The organism is Heliomarina sp. (genome assembly GCF_052826185.1).
On the sequence record NZ_JBRBUI010000011.1, the window covers coordinates 60,218 to 73,960 of the forward strand.

Genomic DNA, 13,743 nt, shown 5'->3' on the forward strand with positions numbered 1-13,743 from the left:
GAAACTTTGGCCAAATTATCCTATGGCTGGGGCAAAGTAAAAGCCGGTTTACAGAGTTGTGATGCGTCAAGAAAATGATATGATGTTTGCGCTAACTTGCTAATCGGTGGAATGGCTTGGCCCGGCAATCGGGCTAGGTGCCACGAAGAGATGCGGCATATGTCGCGGACTGAAAGGACCGAAGATCATGGTTTCACGCGTTATCCCCGTCGATCCCTTTGATCTGGTGATCTTTGGCGGCACTGGCGATCTTGCAAAGCGCAAGGTCATTCCGGCGCTGTTCAGACGCTATTGTGCAGGTCAGATGCCCGAAGGCGCGCGGATCATCGGGGCGGCGCGCTCGGAACATGATGCTGAGGAATATCGTGAATTCGCCGCCGAGAGCATCCGGGAGTTTTCGCCGGGGCGTGGTTGCGAGGATGGCACGCTGGAAGGTTTCCTGTCGCGGCTTGACTATGTGACCATCGACGCGATGGGGGAGGACGGCTGGGAAGAGCTGGCCTCAAAAATGACCGAAGACCGCGTGCGGGCCTTCTATTTCTCGGTCGGACCCGGTCTGTTTGGCGCGCTGGCCGACAAGATCCACGCCCATGGCATGGCCACGCCCGAGGCGCGGATCGTCGTTGAAAAACCTTTCGGGAACGACCTTGCGACCGCCAAGGAACTGAACGCCACGCTTGCCACGCATTTCGACGAAGGCCAGATTTACCGGATCGACCACTACCTCGGGAAGGAAACGGTACAGAACCTGATGGCGGTGCGTTTTGGCAATATGCTCTTCGAGCCGCTGTGGAACTCGCAATATGTCGACCACATCCAGATCACCGTGGCAGAGACGGTCGGTGTTGGGGGACGGGGCGAATATTACGACAAGTCCGGCGCGATGCGGGACATGATGCAGAACCACCTGATGCAGCTGTTGTGCCTGATCGCGATGGAACCGCCCGCACGGTTCGAACCAGATGCGGTGCGCGACGAAAAGCTAAAGGTGATCCGCGCGCTTGGTGACGTGCTGCCACATCACCTGGTCCGCGGGCAGTACGATGCCGATGCGGATCATCCGAGCTATCGGGAGGCGGTCGATAATCCACGTTCCAAAACAGAGAGTTACGTGGCGCTCAAGACCCATATCAATAACTGGAGATGGGCCGGGACGCCGTTCTACCTGCGCACGGGCAAGCGGCTCAAGGCGCGGTCCTCGGTGATCAACGTTATGTTCAAGGACACGCCGCATTCGATTTTCGGCGAAGAAGCGGGACGGCACGCCAATGTGTTGTCGATCCGCTTGCAGCCGAACGAAGGCATCACGTTGCAGGTGACAATCAAGGAACCCGGCCCGGGCGGCATGCGCCTGATCGATGTGCCACTGGACATGACATTTGCCGAAGCTTTGGGCGAAGAAGGCGGCGATCCGCCGGATGCGTATGAACGGCTGATCATGGACGTGATCCGTGGTAACCAGACCCTGTTCATGCGGGGCGATGAGGTGGAGGCCGCGTGGGCCTGGACCGATCCGATCATCGCGGGATGGGAAGCGCGGGGAGATGTGCCGAAACCCTATGACAGCGGCAGCACCGGACCGCGCGATGCGGAGCTTCTCTTGCTTCGTGACAAACGTGAATGGCGGGGTATAACGCCTTGAAGATTAAAGAATATGCAGATCGGGATATGATGGCGATCGGGGTGGCCGACACGCTGGCGAGCCAGCTGGAATCCTGCCTGTTCAATCATGATTTCGCGTCTTTTGCCGTGCCGGGCGGAACGACTCCGGGGCCGATCTTTGACGCGCTTTGCGGTGTCGATCTGGACTGGTCGCGGGTGCATGTGCTGCCTACGGACGAACGCTGGGTACCCGAGGATCATGAACGCTCGAACGCGCGGCTGATACGTGAGAGATTGCTTGCGGATCGGGCTGCAAATGCCCGTTATATATCACTTTATCGGCATGGGGCTGAGCCGGAGCAGGCTCTGGACGGCATCGCCGAAGAGCTGACGCCCGAGCTTCCCTTGTCGCTTCTGGTGCTGGGGATGGGGGGTGATATGCATACGGCATCGCTCTTTCCCAAGGCGCCGGGGCTTGAGGCCGCGCTGGGGCGCAGGGCGGGACCGGTTGCGGTGATGCGGCCCGAAACCCAGCCGGAGACCCGGGTTAGCCTGACCGCGCCGGTGTTGGACGGGGCGATGTCGAAGCATCTGGTGATTACCGGAGCAGACAAGCGCGAAGCCTTGGAAAAGGCACGTGGCCTGCCACCGGAAGAGGCGCCGATTGGTGCGGTTTTATCAGAAATAACAGTTCACTGGGCAGAATAGTACATGCAAGACTTTAAGTATCTGGATGCTAATCGTACTGCGGCAGCGTCGCGCCATATCCTTGATCTTTTCGACACTGATCCAAGGCGCGCTGGTGATTTCAGCGCCGATGCGGATGAGATGCGGCTGGATTATTCCAAGACCAATATAGACCCTGATACCCGTGCCGCGCTGATCAAACTCTGTGAGAGCAGCGATCTGGCCGCGCGCCGCGATGCGATGTTCTCGGGTGCGGCGATCAATGAGACCGAGGGGCGTTCGGTGCTGCATACGGCCCTGCGCAACCTTGATGGTGACCCGGTGATGGTCGATGGGCAAGATGTGATGCCGGGCGTGCTTGAGACGCTGGAACGGATGCGCGATTTCGCCAACTCGGTGCGTTACGGTGCGCTGACAGGGGCCGGGGGCGAGATTACCGATGTGGTGAATATCGGCATTGGCGGTTCCGATCTGGGACCGGCGATGGCGGTTCTGGCGCTCGCGCCTTATCATGACGGGCCGCGCTGTCATTTCGTGTCTAACGTGGACGGGGCGGATGTTTCCGACACGCTGAAAGGGCTGGATCCAAAGACGACGCTGGTGATCGTCGCCTCCAAGACGTTCACGACCATCGAGACCATGACCAATGCCAAGACGGCCCGGGACTGGATGGAGCAGGGCGGTGGTGACCCCGCGCGCCAGTTCGCGGCCCTGTCCACCGCGCAGGAAAAGACGGCGGATTTCGGGATCGATCCGGCCCATGTGTTCGGCTTTGAAGACTGGGTCGGCGGGCGCTATTCCGTCTGGGGGCCTATCGGGCTGAGCCTGATGATTGCGGTCGGTCCTGCGAATTTCGATGACTTCCTGCGGGGAGCGCAGGCGATGGACCGGCATTTTTGCAAGACGGAGTGGGAAAAGAACCTGCCGGTGCTGCTGTCGCTCGTTGGGATTTGGCACCATCAGGTTTGCGGTTACGGCACCCGCGCGGTTCTGCCCTATGACCAGCGGCTGGCGCGGCTGCCCGCCTATTTCCAGCAGCTCGAGATGGAGAGCAACGGCAAGTCCGTGGCGATGGATGGCACGACGCTTGATTATGCGTCCGGCCCGGTCGTCTGGGGGGAGCCGGGTACGAATGGGCAGCACGCGTTTTACCAGCTAATCCATCAGGGCACGGCGGTCATTCCTTGTGAATTCATGGTAGCCGCCGAAGGGCACGAACCGGAGCTTGCGCATCATCACCGGTTGCTGGTCGCCAATTGTCTTGCACAGTCCGAGGCGCTGATGCGCGGACGCAGCCTTGACGAGGCGCGGGAAAAAGTGGCGGGCAAGTTCGAGGGGGCGGAACTGGAACGGCAAGCGGCGCATCGGGTGTTTCCGGGAAACCGGCCGTCGGTCACGCTGATCTATCCCAAGCTGACGCCGTTCGTGCTGGGCCAGATCATCGCGCTTTACGAGCACCGGGTCTTTGTCGAGGGCGTGATCCTCGGGATCAATTCCTATGACCAATGGGGCGTCGAGCTGGGCAAGGAACTGGCGACGTCGCTGGGGCCGATCGTTGACGGAACCGAGAGCGCATCCTCCAAGGATGGGTCAACGCAAGCGCTTGTTGAATATGTAAAAACACATCGCAAGTAAGCTTGTCGTGACAACTAGCGGCCTATTTGGGTGGACGAATTAACCCTCATAGGTTGTAATTTTCGAAAAATAATGCTACCCAAAAGCGTCCGATTATTTCGTCGGGCGCTTTTTCTTTGAATTTTTATAATTTATTTTTCGGAGTACGATTATCATGTCAGGTATGTATCACGGCCTCTCGCGGCTGGACCAGCTGGTCAAGGTGTGTCTTCATCAGGAAGGTCCGGACAAGCCCTTTGCGAGTGTTTTTGGCCGTCTGAGACCCCCCAATCCGGTATTGATCAAGAACATCACCCACCAGGACGTCATCGACAAGCTGGATGAGCTGTCCCAGACGATGGCGCGGGATGAGAACGAGGACGGTCCGGCAGATGCGGGCATGACCTTTCTGGGTCAGTTCGTGGACCACGACATCACGATGGACGCGACCAGCGCGCTTGGGACCCGGATCGACCCGGCGACGATTGTCAATGTCCGCTCGCCCGCGCTGGATCTGGACTGCGTCTATGGCGCGGGGCCCGACGCCTCGCCGCATCTCTATGGCAAGGACGAGGCGGAGCATTACCTGATGTTCGGCACGGCCCATAACGAAAGGGATCTGGCGCGGACCTCGGCGGAGAAGGCGCTGATCGGCGACCCACGCAATGACGAGAACGTCATCGTGTCACAGATTCAGGGCATGTTTATCCGTCTGCACAACACCCTCATGAGCAAGATCGACGACGGGAATGACATGGCCGAGGAGATCTGCGAATGCGCCCATGGCGGGCTGGAGCCGCATGTCTGGCACGACTATGTCCATCCCAAGCTGAAGAATTTCGAGGAAGTGCGGCGGTTTATCCGGCTGCATTACCAGTGGTGCGTCTGGAACGAATTCCTGCCGTCCTTTGTCGATCAGGCCTGTCTGGACCGGGCGATGGCCACGGATGTGTTCAGCTGGAACGCGCCGGTGATGCCGGTGGAATTCAGCGGTGCGGCTTATCGCTTTGGCCATGCGACAACGCAGGCGGGGTATAAGCTGACCGAAAGTGGCAGTCAGGATCACCTGTTCAAGTTCCTTGGCTTTGGCAAGCGCCCGGTGGCGTCCGATATGGATATGGCGATGTTCTTCGAGATGAAGGACGGGCCGAGCGTGCAAAAGGCACGGCCGATCGGGCCTGGACTGGGGCGTACGCTGCTGGAGCTGCCTTTCGTCAAGGACGAGATCGAACTCAGCGATATCGAGCTGACGATGACCCTTGCGCAGTCGAAAAACCTCGCCCTGCGCAACATGATCCGCGACCGCTATACCTATCAGCTTGCCTCGGGGCAGCAGATGGCCGCTTTCCTTGGCGAAGAGGAAGTCGCGGTGCCGGATGTGCTCAAGCAGGCGGGTTTTGCCAAGACGCCGCTATGGTTCTACTGCCTTCAGGAGGCAGAGCAGCATGGCAATGGCAAGCTGACGGGCGTTGGGGGGCTGATCGTCGCTTCGGTCTTTGCCAACCTGCTCAAGCGGGACAGGACAACATATCTGCATCATCACCATTTCAAGCCATGGAAGGGCTTTGGCGGGCAGCCGAGCGTGCTGGCCGGGATGATGGCCTATGTCGAGGAACACTGGTCCGATAGTAACCACCGCGAGGCGTTGAAATCGGGCTAGGCGACCGGCACGTTGCCAGTCGCGACAGGGGGAAGGCCCAACACCCCCCTGGTTGGGGCGGCCTTGATGGTCGCCCTAACGTTCGTCCCGGGCGCCGTCGAGTGACATGAACTGTTCGCGCAGCCCCTCGGGAAGCGGGTAGCGGCCCGAGCCGTCAGGTTTGTCGAGCACGATCACCGCCTGCATCCGCACGCGCATGTCCCCGGACCAGACCTGCTGGTCGAGCGTATAGGAGGAATTGCGGAACGCGGTGACCTGACAGGTGGCAATATAGCTTTCCTTGATCACCATTTCGCGAATGTAACGCAGCGTAATACTGTGGACCATGAACCGGGGACGCTGGTCAAAGAAGGACAGGCAATAGGCGTCGGAATAGGCCACGCGGGCGGATTCCAGCCAGCTGATATAGGCCTTGTTATTGACGTGGTTTTGCGAATCCAGCTCAGAAAAGCGGACTTTATCGGCAATTGCCATGCGCTGCGGCGTGGTTACGCCATGCGCGATCTGCTCTTCTGCCGAGAGCGGTGTGTGATAGCGAAGCTCCATGTCAAAGGGGCTAGTCCAGTGCGACTTTCGTCGCAAGGTCATTCTTGCAAAGCCTCGAAATCATTGTCAGTTTGATCGGCGGAGAGACATCGGGGAGGGATTGGTGCGAAACGGCCGCTTTCGCCCGTGTTTTCAGAAAATTTTGGACAATGCCGGGAGAGGAAGTCTTCCGGACATGGAAGAAGAGGAGCCTGCCATGCTGGGCCAGATGATGAACAAGCCGCTGCTGATATCTTCGCTGATCGATCACGCGGAGACCTATCATGCGGATACAGAGATTTTTTCGGTAGAAACAACCGGCGGCGTCGAGACCGCCACATGGGGCAGCGTCGCCGCCAATGCGCATCGGCTGGGGTCGGTGCTGAGCAAGCTGGGCCTGTCGGAACAGGCGCGTTGTGCGACACTGGCATGGAACAACCGTCGCCATCTTGAGATTTACTACGGCGTGTCCGGCGCCGGCTTCGTGTGCCACACAATTAACCCGCGCCTGTTCCCGGAACAGCTCGTGTTCATCGCCAACCATGCCGAGGACGAGGTCCTTTTCTTTGACAAGACATTCGTGCCGCTGGCCGCGCTCTTGGCGGACAAGGCCGAAAAGCTGAAGCATCTGGTCTACATGGGCCCGCACGACGAGGAAGTCGCCGAGAAGGTGCCGAATGTCACCTTCTATGACGAGATGATCGCAGAGGGCGACGCGGATTTCGCCTGGCCCGATTTCGATGAGAATACCGCGTCGAGCCTGTGCTACACTTCGGGCACCACGGGCAATCCCAAGGGCGTGCTGTATTCGCACCGTTCGACCGTGCTGCATGCCTTTGCCGCCAATTCCATCGATTGCATCGGGTTCTCGGCGCGTGACGTCGTCATGCCCGTGGTGCCGATGTTCCACGTCAACGCATGGGGCGCGCCTTATTCCTGCGCCATGTCGGGATCGCGGATGGTGATGCCCGGACCGGGTCTGGATGGCGAAAGCCTTGTCAAACTGATCGACAGCTATGACATCACGCTGGCGCTTGGGGTGCCGACGATCTGGCTGGGCCTGCTGGGCTATGCGGCCAAGTCCGGATCCAAGCTGGAATCGCTGGAACGCACCGTGATCGGCGGTTCGGCCTGTCCGCCGTCGATGATCGACACCTTCCGCGACAAGTACGGCGTCGACACGATCCATGCCTGGGGCATGAGCGAGATGAGCCCGCTTGGGTCGACCAACCAGCCGCTGGCGAAACATGCCAAGCTACCGGTCGAGGCGCAGCGCAAGCTTCGAGAAAATCAGGGCCGTCCGCCCTATGGTGTCGAGCTTAAGATCGTCGACGACAATGGCAAGCAACTGCCCAATGACGGCAAGACGCAGGGCGACCTGATGGTGCGCGGCTACTGGGTGCTCGACAGCTATTTCCGTCAGGAAGACGAAGACCTGCTGGATGACGGCTGGTTCGCCACGGGCGATGTGGCCACGCTGGACCCGGATGGCTATATGACGATCCGCGACCGATCCAAGGATATCATCAAGTCGGGCGGTGAGTGGATCAGCTCGGTCGAGCTTGAAAACATCGCCATGTCGCATCCCAAGCTGGCCAACGCGGCGGTGATCGGCGTGCCGCATCCCAAATGGGACGAGCGCCCGCTGCTGGTTGCGGTCAAGGCCGAGGGCGAAGAGCCGAGCAAAGAAGAACTGCTGGCCTATTTCGAGGACAAGATCGCCAAGTGGCAGATCCCCGATACGGTGGTTTTCATCGACGCGCTGCCGCTGAACGCAACCGGCAAGGTGCTGAAGCGTAATCTGCGTGACCAGTTCAACGACGTTCTGAGCGCCTGATACAAGGCCGAGTTAAAGTGAAACCGCCCCGTCCGGATTACGCCGGGCGGGGCGGTCTGTGTTTGACGGATGGGGGCGCAGATCGTGTTAGTCGGTTATGTGCTTCAAGCCGGGGTTTTGGGCAAAGTGCGGCGGAGGTTGGGTTTGAGGCAATTTGAGACACTCAGGGCGACGTGGCGACGGCAGCAGATGCCGTTTGGGCCGACTATCGGTGCGTGCAAAAATCAAGATTTATGCACGTCTTTCCAAACTACGCGCCAAGCTTCAGGGGTTTCTGTGCGAGCCTTGTCCCTCGTAGCGAAGCGGGTAGGGTGTTCCTGGCTGAATTCCCGGAGACAAATACGCACCAACTCGGACAATGAACGTCCATATATCTTTGCACTGGCCTGAAGCCATTCGTCGATGTCAGGATCAACCGTGATGGTAATTCTGTGCTTACTCATCGCTTGTGCGCCTTAGATCACTGATGGCGGCAGCCGCAACTGCGATCCCCAAAACGATTCCCATCTCGGCCACTGTGCTGCCACCAAGTGGTAGAAAGTGGAATAGGTCTGGAAAGAGACCTTTGACGACTGCTAGCAAGAGCAGTGCCACACCAACAAGAGTAATGAACTTCATGAACGCCTCCATCTGAGCGCCCTTGGTGATAGCAGGTAAACCTTAAGAAAAAGTTGCTGCTGCATCACATTGAGTAACTTGAATGATCGTTCTGTCTGTGCAGCCGCTATCGCACGCGACTGATGCACGCTTTTAGCTGTTGAACTGATTAGTAGCTTTAAAGCGTACAAAAATCACGATTTCTGTTCGACTGCCCCGAAAGCGGCCAATGGGTAAAGGTCCAAAATATCCGAATAGCGCACGGACACGCTTTGCGGACAACCCCCAAATGGAATGCTTCAGGACGGGTTCCTGTTCTTTTTCAGCTCGGCCAGAAGTGCGTTGAGCATCGCGTCCACATCCGCGTTCGACCAGCGGTGATCCGCAGAATCCGGGTAGCGGTCGAATGACATGTCGAACTCCAACCCCCAGTCCCGCGCGAGTCTGTCATTGGCATCTGCGAAATGAGCGAGGAAGGCACGCGCTTCGTCCTTTGTCGGAAGGAAGGGCGAACTGCCCTCAACGCGGTCGAGGATACGGTCGATCCGTGCGTCCTTGAGACCGAGGCCGGAGAGTTTCAGGCCGAGATAAGTGGCATTGCCGTCATATGAGGTATTTTTCCACTCGGCGCTCGCGAATTTCGCCCCGGTCCGGTGGGCGAAATCCGCCACGACATCGCCGTCCCTCAGGGAGGCGGTTTCAAACGGCACTACGGTCACGTTTTCCTTGCCAAAGGCGTCGGCCCAGAGTTGCAACTTGGCGGCGTAGTCGAAGTAGTTCTGGAAATGCGGCTGATAGACAGGCAGCGGCGTGTCATTCACCCCGTAGAACCGGCTTGCAGGTTTGTTGCCAATCACTTGCCGACGGTGGGAACTGGCCAGCAGGTCCTGGCGGCGCAGGTAGCACAGAATTTTGACGTGGCCGAACCTCGGTACGACGATATCGCGGAGTGCCCGGATATCTTGGGGATCGTTCAGCCAGAACATGCCCTCGTCCGAGGCGATGGCCGTTGTCTTTTGCGGGGTCAGAACATTTTCCGCGTGTTTCGCGCGCAAAATGCCGCGAAATGCCGGACCTTCATCTGCCGTGTTTGTCATTCGCCCGTTCTGGCGGACGTTGATGTAAACGGGGTCATTGCGATCTGTTTGCTTCAACGCGGTGCGTAGCGCTTTCTGGATCGATGTCGTACCGGTCTTGTGAGATCCGATATGGAGGATAAGGTCACCCATTCAGGGGCTCCGAATTACAGTCGTGTCAGCTTTGGCCGGGTGTAGCCCTGCTATCAGGCCGTTTCAAACGCTATTCTCGGGGCTATGTATGAACGGCGAAAGGCGCTTCAACAGAAGCACAGGTATCTGGATGTTCTTTAAGGGGAGAAACCTTGGAGCGGGTAACGGGAATCGAACCCGTAACTGAAGCTTGGGAAAATTCACGCCTGTTCAGTCAAGGCTTTGATATCTAATTGTTTCTCGATTTGATCTGGGGGAAATTCTGGGGGACGCCTTGCGAAAGTGGGCTGAATTCGTCCAGCGCGAGGCGCATATCGTCTACCATCACATGGGCATATCGCATGGTCGTCGCGATGTCTTTGTGGCCTAGCAGGCGCGAGACGAGCTTCAGGTTATTAGTCTGTCTAAGCATGCGTGTTGCAAAGGTGTGGCGCAGATCGTGAAAGCGGAAATCCTCGATCTCAGCCGCGACCAAAGCTTGGCGAAATTGGGCATTAAATACGCCACCATTGGAGACGATCCGGGTACGCTCCATTGTTTGCTTGTCCAGCCGTGTGAACACCAGCTTGGAGTATTTCTTGACGTTGCTGCGTGGCAGTGACGACAGCAACGCGGACAATTCCCGACTAAGTGGGAAGGTCATGGAGTCGCCACCCTTCAGCCGGAAGATCAGCTCCCGGTTCTCGTGATCTACGTCTGACCAGCGCAACTCGGCCATCGTGGAGATGCGCGCGCCGGTCAGAAGGCAGAACTGGACAGGAGCGACGATGTCTTCGGACAGCTTATCGAAGAGGCGGATCTGTTCGGCTTGCGACAGCTCTCTGACGCGTTCTTTCGGTTCTTTCGTTTCGGCGCCGCGAAGGTCCAGATCCGGAACTGTGGCGCGATACTTCGTCATGTGTCGCAGGGCGCGGCCGATGAGCTGCAGCTGGCGGTTCACCGTGGCATTGGTCACGGTCGACCGACGCTTCGCTACGAATGTCAGAATGTCGGCGTTCGTCAGTTTTGAGATTTTCTTGTCGCCGTCCATCACGGCAAGAATTGCGCGTGATTGGTTGCGCGTGGTCGCTGCGGAGGGTTGGTGCTGGCTTACGTCGCGATAGTAGGTGCCGAGTGCTTCTGACAGGGTAAAGCTCAACGGCGCGGCGGATTTGGCGTCGGATCTTATCTTGGCTTCGACGGCCTTTGCTTCCTCGTAGTCTTTTGTCCCAGTAGATCCTCGAAAGCGATCACCTTTGACGATGATGTCGTATTGCCAGTAGGGGCTTTTACCGGTTCTGAATGGCATTGTGTTTGAGCCTCAATGTAATCCGCAACGTCATCTGGCCTGTATCGGATGGCGCCGCGCGCCACCGTGACCCACCTTAACCCGTCCCGTCGGCAAGTCTGCAACGACTTGGTGCAAACACCAAGGGTGCGCGCGGCTTCAGTGGGCGTCATTAATGGCTGCAGCTTGATGTCGTGTTTGCTCATGGTTGGGCCTGGGGGAGTTAGCTGAGCTCGACCGCGCGCAATCGGCGCCCGCCGGCGACGATGCCGATCTTGCCGGGTTTCTTCGGATCCTCGTAGCCCGCAAGGTTCTGAATCAACCCGTTGATCTCGATCGAGGCGGCCATCGCCGCGGTATCCTCAGGCGCGCCGTTCTGGCGCGGGTTGATCGGATGCAGGTAGAGCTTGGAGAGCGGCGCAAGCGTGTCGTCGGCTATGAGTTCAATATGGGTGTTCATTCTCAATCCTTTTCGGTTCTGAGATATCCGGGGGCGACATCCTCGGTGCGGCCGTCCTGCCAGCGTACGCGCACCATCGCGTTCTTCAGCTCATCCTGGGCAAAGCCGGTGACATGACCGAGTTCGCGGCGCTTGCCGTCGTTCTGAAACGAGTGGATCCAGGTCACGACCGCGCCGAGCTGGAAGCGCCAGTGACGCCGGTAGGGGAAGGGAGAGTGAGGGGAGGCGCTCATATTGAAAGCGCCGTGTCAGGTGCCCGACCGAGGAGCGGGAGACGCTCTGACTCGGTCGGGCGGCTGGCTGCCCCTGCCATTTTAGTTCCGTGAGTGGTGGCGAGGCACGCCTGTTCTCTGCCAACGGTAATGATGGCACAGAAGGTATCAGCTAGAAGTTGAAGTGACGGGGTCAAGGTGACCGCCGAGAGATTTGGCGAGTTCCAGCGGCCTGCTCTGATTTTGGAGGGACCTATGGGGTAACAGGTATCAAAGCAGGCCTTAGTCGCTAGAATATCGATCATCATAGCCACCAAAGGTTAACTGCCAGAAAGACTGCGGTTGTGCAAAGCAGATATTGGGACAAATTCGCCCGTGCTGGCAGCGGCTTGCCTTCCATATGGCATTTCACATGCTGCAGCAGCTCGATGAACAGGGTGGGCAAGGTGGCGAGGCAAAGCCCGATCGTCGCGTATCCGAAAACGGCGGGGATCATGCGGCCGCCCTCATGCGCACGGCAATGACCCTGCCGGTCTCGCGGTGATAGGCGTCGAGCAGCCTGTCCGCCGTCTCGGGATCGTTGCGTAGAAAGGCGCGGCGGGCATCGCAGAGCTTGAGACAGGGGCTGAGTTCGCCTTGCGTCAGGTGAAACTTGGCGAGCTGGCGCAGGGTGACGGTGATCGGGGCGGTGCTCATGAGCGCGCCCCGGGGCAGATCAGGGCAACGGGACCTGTGCGGCCGAGTTCGGCGGCGCGGGTCTGGATCCGTTCCGAGAGGCTGCAGATGCCGGCTGGTTCAATGCGGTGCCGAGCGGGGCCAATGTTCTCAGGGCGAAAGCGGCGGTTGCGTTCGATCAGAAGCGCATTCCAGGCGATCTGAAACAGCGCGGGCGTGTGGCAGTAGCTTAGCGGGTTCGCGGCAACGGTGCGCGCGAGGCTAGTGTCGGGGTGGTGCATTGACTTGCCTCCATCGGGGGTCGATGGTAGGCATTAGTAGTCCAATAAAAATGGACTGTCAAATGGAAGGTTCAGATTTAATGGACAGGTGATCGGCGGTGATGGCTGCGATTGAGCGGTTTCCGATGATTCGAATGTCGATCAATCCGCCTCGGGTCAGGTGTCCATTCGCGCCATAGTTTGGAGATTGTTTCTTTCTGTTTGATCTTAGCCTTTTGATCGCGCGTAGCGATCATGAATTTAACTTGTGAACTTGACCGCTTGGGCCTGCGGCTCGTTAATCGGGTGCTGGCGTTGGGGAGAAGGTCTGAGGGGACGTTGTGAAGTTTGGTATGTTGGTCGCCCGGTTTGCGCTTTGGTTTAATCTTGATCTGAATTGGATCTTCGATCCCATTCATTCTTTGCGGCTTCTAAAGCGGGGAAAAGAGCATCCTGAATGTCGCCAGGGAGCTGGGCAAAATCGCCATTAATCATAAAATTGAAGTCAATTCGGTAAGCTCGATATAGGTGTTTCATGAGTTCCCGATTGGGGTAACTCACGCCGTTTTCCGCATTGCTGTAAACAGTTTTCGATACGCCGCATTCCTTCGCGAGCACGTTCGCTTGTTTTCCTGTCACCGAACGGGCCGCGCGCAGGCGTATGGCGCACGCCATGAGGCCTGTGTCGTTGGTGAATGCTAGTCGTTCTTTGTCGGCGTGGTTCATGTCCTGTTTATAGCTTCGGTCCATATTTTTTGAACCGCTCGTGACGTGAACCTTGCTTGTCCAATTTAATTGGACTATGGGTCGAGTATGGAGCATACGTCGGGAAAATCTCTTGTCGCAGGTATTTGCCAGGCACTCGGGCGCCGGAACATCGGTGAAGGTGTCGGCGTTGGCAAAACTGCCGTTGGCAATGCGGTAAGCGAAGGCATCTTCCCTGCCAGTTGGTACAGGGTAGTGAAGTCTCTTTGTGACGAGACCGGCATCGAATGTCCGCTGGAGGCTTTCAATTTCAAGTCGATTTCAAATGAGGACGCCGCATGATGCGGCGCCCTGAGAGACAATATCAATTTGGATCAACATGCGTGCAGCATGCGCATCGGACGGTGCGCTCT

Annotated in this window: 17 protein-coding genes; 6 read left to right on the forward strand and 11 right to left on the reverse strand. The window is 58.1% G+C overall.

Going from position 1 to position 13,743, the window contains the following annotated elements:
- Window positions 1–187: 187 nt before the first annotated feature.
- The 4 genes from zwf to ACU0FH_RS01955 all read left to right on the forward strand — a co-directional run bounded on the left by zwf (window position 188) and on the right by ACU0FH_RS01955 (window position 5,563).
- Window positions 188–1,642 (forward strand): glucose-6-phosphate dehydrogenase, encoded by a 1,455-nt coding sequence (gene zwf / locus ACU0FH_RS01940; RefSeq protein WP_446193114.1) that lies wholly within the window; start codon window positions 188–190, stop codon window positions 1,640–1,642.
- Window positions 1,639–2,310, forward strand: coding sequence for a 6-phosphogluconolactonase (pgl, locus tag ACU0FH_RS01945; RefSeq protein ID WP_446193115.1), 672 nt, complete (start codon window positions 1,639–1,641; stop codon window positions 2,308–2,310). The genes zwf and pgl overlap by 4 nt, the downstream gene beginning before the upstream one ends.
- 3 nt (window positions 2,311–2,313) lie before the next feature.
- The gene (gene pgi, locus ACU0FH_RS01950; protein WP_446193116.1) at window positions 2,314–3,924 is read left to right on the forward strand and encodes a glucose-6-phosphate isomerase; all 1,611 of its coding nucleotides are present in this window, start codon (window positions 2,314–2,316) and stop codon (window positions 3,922–3,924) included.
- Between the two features lie 154 nt (window positions 3,925–4,078).
- A complete protein-coding gene (locus ACU0FH_RS01955) occupies window positions 4,079–5,563 on the forward strand; it encodes a peroxidase family protein (protein ID WP_446193117.1) in 1,485 nt (494 codons plus the stop codon).
- A gap of 75 nt (window positions 5,564–5,638) precedes the next feature.
- Here ACU0FH_RS01955 and ACU0FH_RS01960 read toward each other — a convergent pair whose 3' ends face one another.
- Entirely contained in the window at window positions 5,639–6,151 is a 513-nt protein-coding gene (locus tag ACU0FH_RS01960; RefSeq protein WP_446193118.1) for an acyl-CoA thioesterase, read from the reverse strand.
- 154 nt (window positions 6,152–6,305) lie between these two features.
- Between ACU0FH_RS01960 and ACU0FH_RS01965 the strand changes: the two genes are divergently transcribed.
- Complete coding sequence (locus ACU0FH_RS01965; RefSeq protein WP_446193170.1) at window positions 6,306–7,925, forward strand: long-chain-fatty-acid--CoA ligase; 1,620 nt, start codon at window positions 6,306–6,308, stop codon at window positions 7,923–7,925.
- Between the two features lie 224 nt (window positions 7,926–8,149).
- Here ACU0FH_RS01965 and ACU0FH_RS01970 read toward each other — a convergent pair whose 3' ends face one another.
- From ACU0FH_RS01970 to ACU0FH_RS02015, 10 genes are all read right to left on the reverse strand, one after another.
- Complete coding sequence (locus tag ACU0FH_RS01970) at window positions 8,150–8,368, reverse strand: ribbon-helix-helix protein, CopG family (RefSeq protein ID WP_446193119.1); 219 nt, start codon at window positions 8,366–8,368, stop codon at window positions 8,150–8,152.
- Complete coding sequence (locus tag ACU0FH_RS01975) at window positions 8,361–8,543, reverse strand: hypothetical protein (RefSeq protein ID WP_446193120.1); 183 nt, start codon at window positions 8,541–8,543, stop codon at window positions 8,361–8,363. Before ACU0FH_RS01975 ends, ACU0FH_RS01970 begins: the two co-directional genes overlap by 8 nt.
- A 278-nt stretch (window positions 8,544–8,821) precedes the next feature.
- Window positions 8,822–9,751, reverse strand: coding sequence for a hypothetical protein (locus ACU0FH_RS01980; RefSeq protein ID WP_446193121.1), 930 nt, complete (start codon window positions 9,749–9,751; stop codon window positions 8,822–8,824).
- A 229-nt stretch (window positions 9,752–9,980) separates the two neighbouring features.
- Complete coding sequence (locus ACU0FH_RS01985; protein ID WP_446193122.1) at window positions 9,981–11,039, reverse strand: tyrosine-type recombinase/integrase; 1,059 nt, start codon at window positions 11,037–11,039, stop codon at window positions 9,981–9,983.
- 202 nt (window positions 11,040–11,241) lie between these two features.
- Entirely contained in the window at window positions 11,242–11,478 is a 237-nt protein-coding gene (locus tag ACU0FH_RS01990) for a hypothetical protein (protein ID WP_446193123.1), read from the reverse strand.
- A 2-nt stretch (window positions 11,479–11,480) separates the two neighbouring features.
- Entirely contained in the window at window positions 11,481–11,711 is a 231-nt protein-coding gene (locus ACU0FH_RS01995) for a hypothetical protein (RefSeq protein WP_446193124.1), read from the reverse strand.
- Between the two features lie 283 nt (window positions 11,712–11,994).
- Window positions 11,995–12,186, reverse strand: a complete 192-nt coding sequence (locus ACU0FH_RS02000) for a hypothetical protein (protein WP_446193125.1) — start codon at window positions 12,184–12,186, stop codon at window positions 11,995–11,997.
- Window positions 12,183–12,386, reverse strand: coding sequence for a hypothetical protein (locus ACU0FH_RS02005; RefSeq protein ID WP_446193126.1), 204 nt, complete (start codon window positions 12,384–12,386; stop codon window positions 12,183–12,185). The genes ACU0FH_RS02000 and ACU0FH_RS02005 overlap by 4 nt, the downstream gene beginning before the upstream one ends.
- Window positions 12,383–12,646, reverse strand: coding sequence for a hypothetical protein (locus tag ACU0FH_RS02010; protein ID WP_446193127.1), 264 nt, complete (start codon window positions 12,644–12,646; stop codon window positions 12,383–12,385). Before ACU0FH_RS02010 ends, ACU0FH_RS02005 begins: the two co-directional genes overlap by 4 nt.
- A 360-nt stretch (window positions 12,647–13,006) precedes the next feature.
- Window positions 13,007–13,351: a helix-turn-helix domain-containing protein gene (locus ACU0FH_RS02015; protein ID WP_446193128.1), complete on the reverse strand. Its 345-nt coding sequence runs from the start codon at window positions 13,349–13,351 to the stop codon at window positions 13,007–13,009.
- A gap of 87 nt (window positions 13,352–13,438) precedes the next feature.
- Here ACU0FH_RS02015 and ACU0FH_RS02020 point away from each other — a divergent pair, with 87 nt between their 5' ends.
- Window positions 13,439–13,672, forward strand: coding sequence for a hypothetical protein (locus tag ACU0FH_RS02020; RefSeq protein ID WP_446193129.1), 234 nt, complete (start codon window positions 13,439–13,441; stop codon window positions 13,670–13,672).
- Window positions 13,673–13,743 lie beyond the last annotated feature (71 nt).

Bases quoted from the DNA above. Each gene is read 5' to 3' on its own strand.
- ACU0FH_RS02010 (WP_446193127.1), bottom strand. From the start codon at position 12,646: ATGCACCACCCCGACACTAGCCTCGCGCGCACCGTTGCCGCGAACCCG.
- ACU0FH_RS01985 (WP_446193122.1), bottom strand. From the start codon at position 11,039: ATGCCATTCAGAACCGGTAAAAGCCCCTACTGGCAATACGACATCATC.
- ACU0FH_RS02000 (WP_446193125.1), bottom strand. From the start codon at position 12,186: ATGATCCCCGCCGTTTTCGGATACGCGACGATCGGGCTTTGCCTCGCC.
- ACU0FH_RS01980 (WP_446193121.1), bottom strand. From the start codon at position 9,751: ATGGGTGACCTTATCCTCCATATCGGATCTCACAAGACCGGTACGACA.
- ACU0FH_RS01975 (WP_446193120.1), bottom strand. From the start codon at position 8,543: ATGAAGTTCATTACTCTTGTTGGTGTGGCACTGCTCTTGCTAGCAGTC.
- pgi (WP_446193116.1), top strand. From the start codon at position 2,314: ATGCAAGACTTTAAGTATCTGGATGCTAATCGTACTGCGGCAGCGTCG.
- ACU0FH_RS01995 (WP_446193124.1), bottom strand. From the start codon at position 11,711: ATGAGCGCCTCCCCTCACTCTCCCTTCCCCTACCGGCGTCACTGGCGC.
- ACU0FH_RS02020 (WP_446193129.1), top strand. From the start codon at position 13,439: ATGGAGCATACGTCGGGAAAATCTCTTGTCGCAGGTATTTGCCAGGCA.
- ACU0FH_RS02005 (WP_446193126.1), bottom strand. From the start codon at position 12,386: ATGAGCACCGCCCCGATCACCGTCACCCTGCGCCAGCTCGCCAAGTTT.
- ACU0FH_RS01970 (WP_446193119.1), bottom strand. From the start codon at position 8,368: ATGAGTAAGCACAGAATTACCATCACGGTTGATCCTGACATCGACGAA.
- ACU0FH_RS01965 (WP_446193170.1), top strand. From the start codon at position 6,306: ATGCTGGGCCAGATGATGAACAAGCCGCTGCTGATATCTTCGCTGATC.
- ACU0FH_RS01955 (WP_446193117.1), top strand. From the start codon at position 4,079: ATGTCAGGTATGTATCACGGCCTCTCGCGGCTGGACCAGCTGGTCAAG.
- zwf (WP_446193114.1), top strand. From the start codon at position 188: ATGGTTTCACGCGTTATCCCCGTCGATCCCTTTGATCTGGTGATCTTT.
- ACU0FH_RS02015 (WP_446193128.1), bottom strand. From the start codon at position 13,351: ATGAACCACGCCGACAAAGAACGACTAGCATTCACCAACGACACAGGC.
- ACU0FH_RS01990 (WP_446193123.1), bottom strand. From the start codon at position 11,478: ATGAACACCCATATTGAACTCATAGCCGACGACACGCTTGCGCCGCTC.
- ACU0FH_RS01960 (WP_446193118.1), bottom strand. From the start codon at position 6,151: ATGACCTTGCGACGAAAGTCGCACTGGACTAGCCCCTTTGACATGGAG.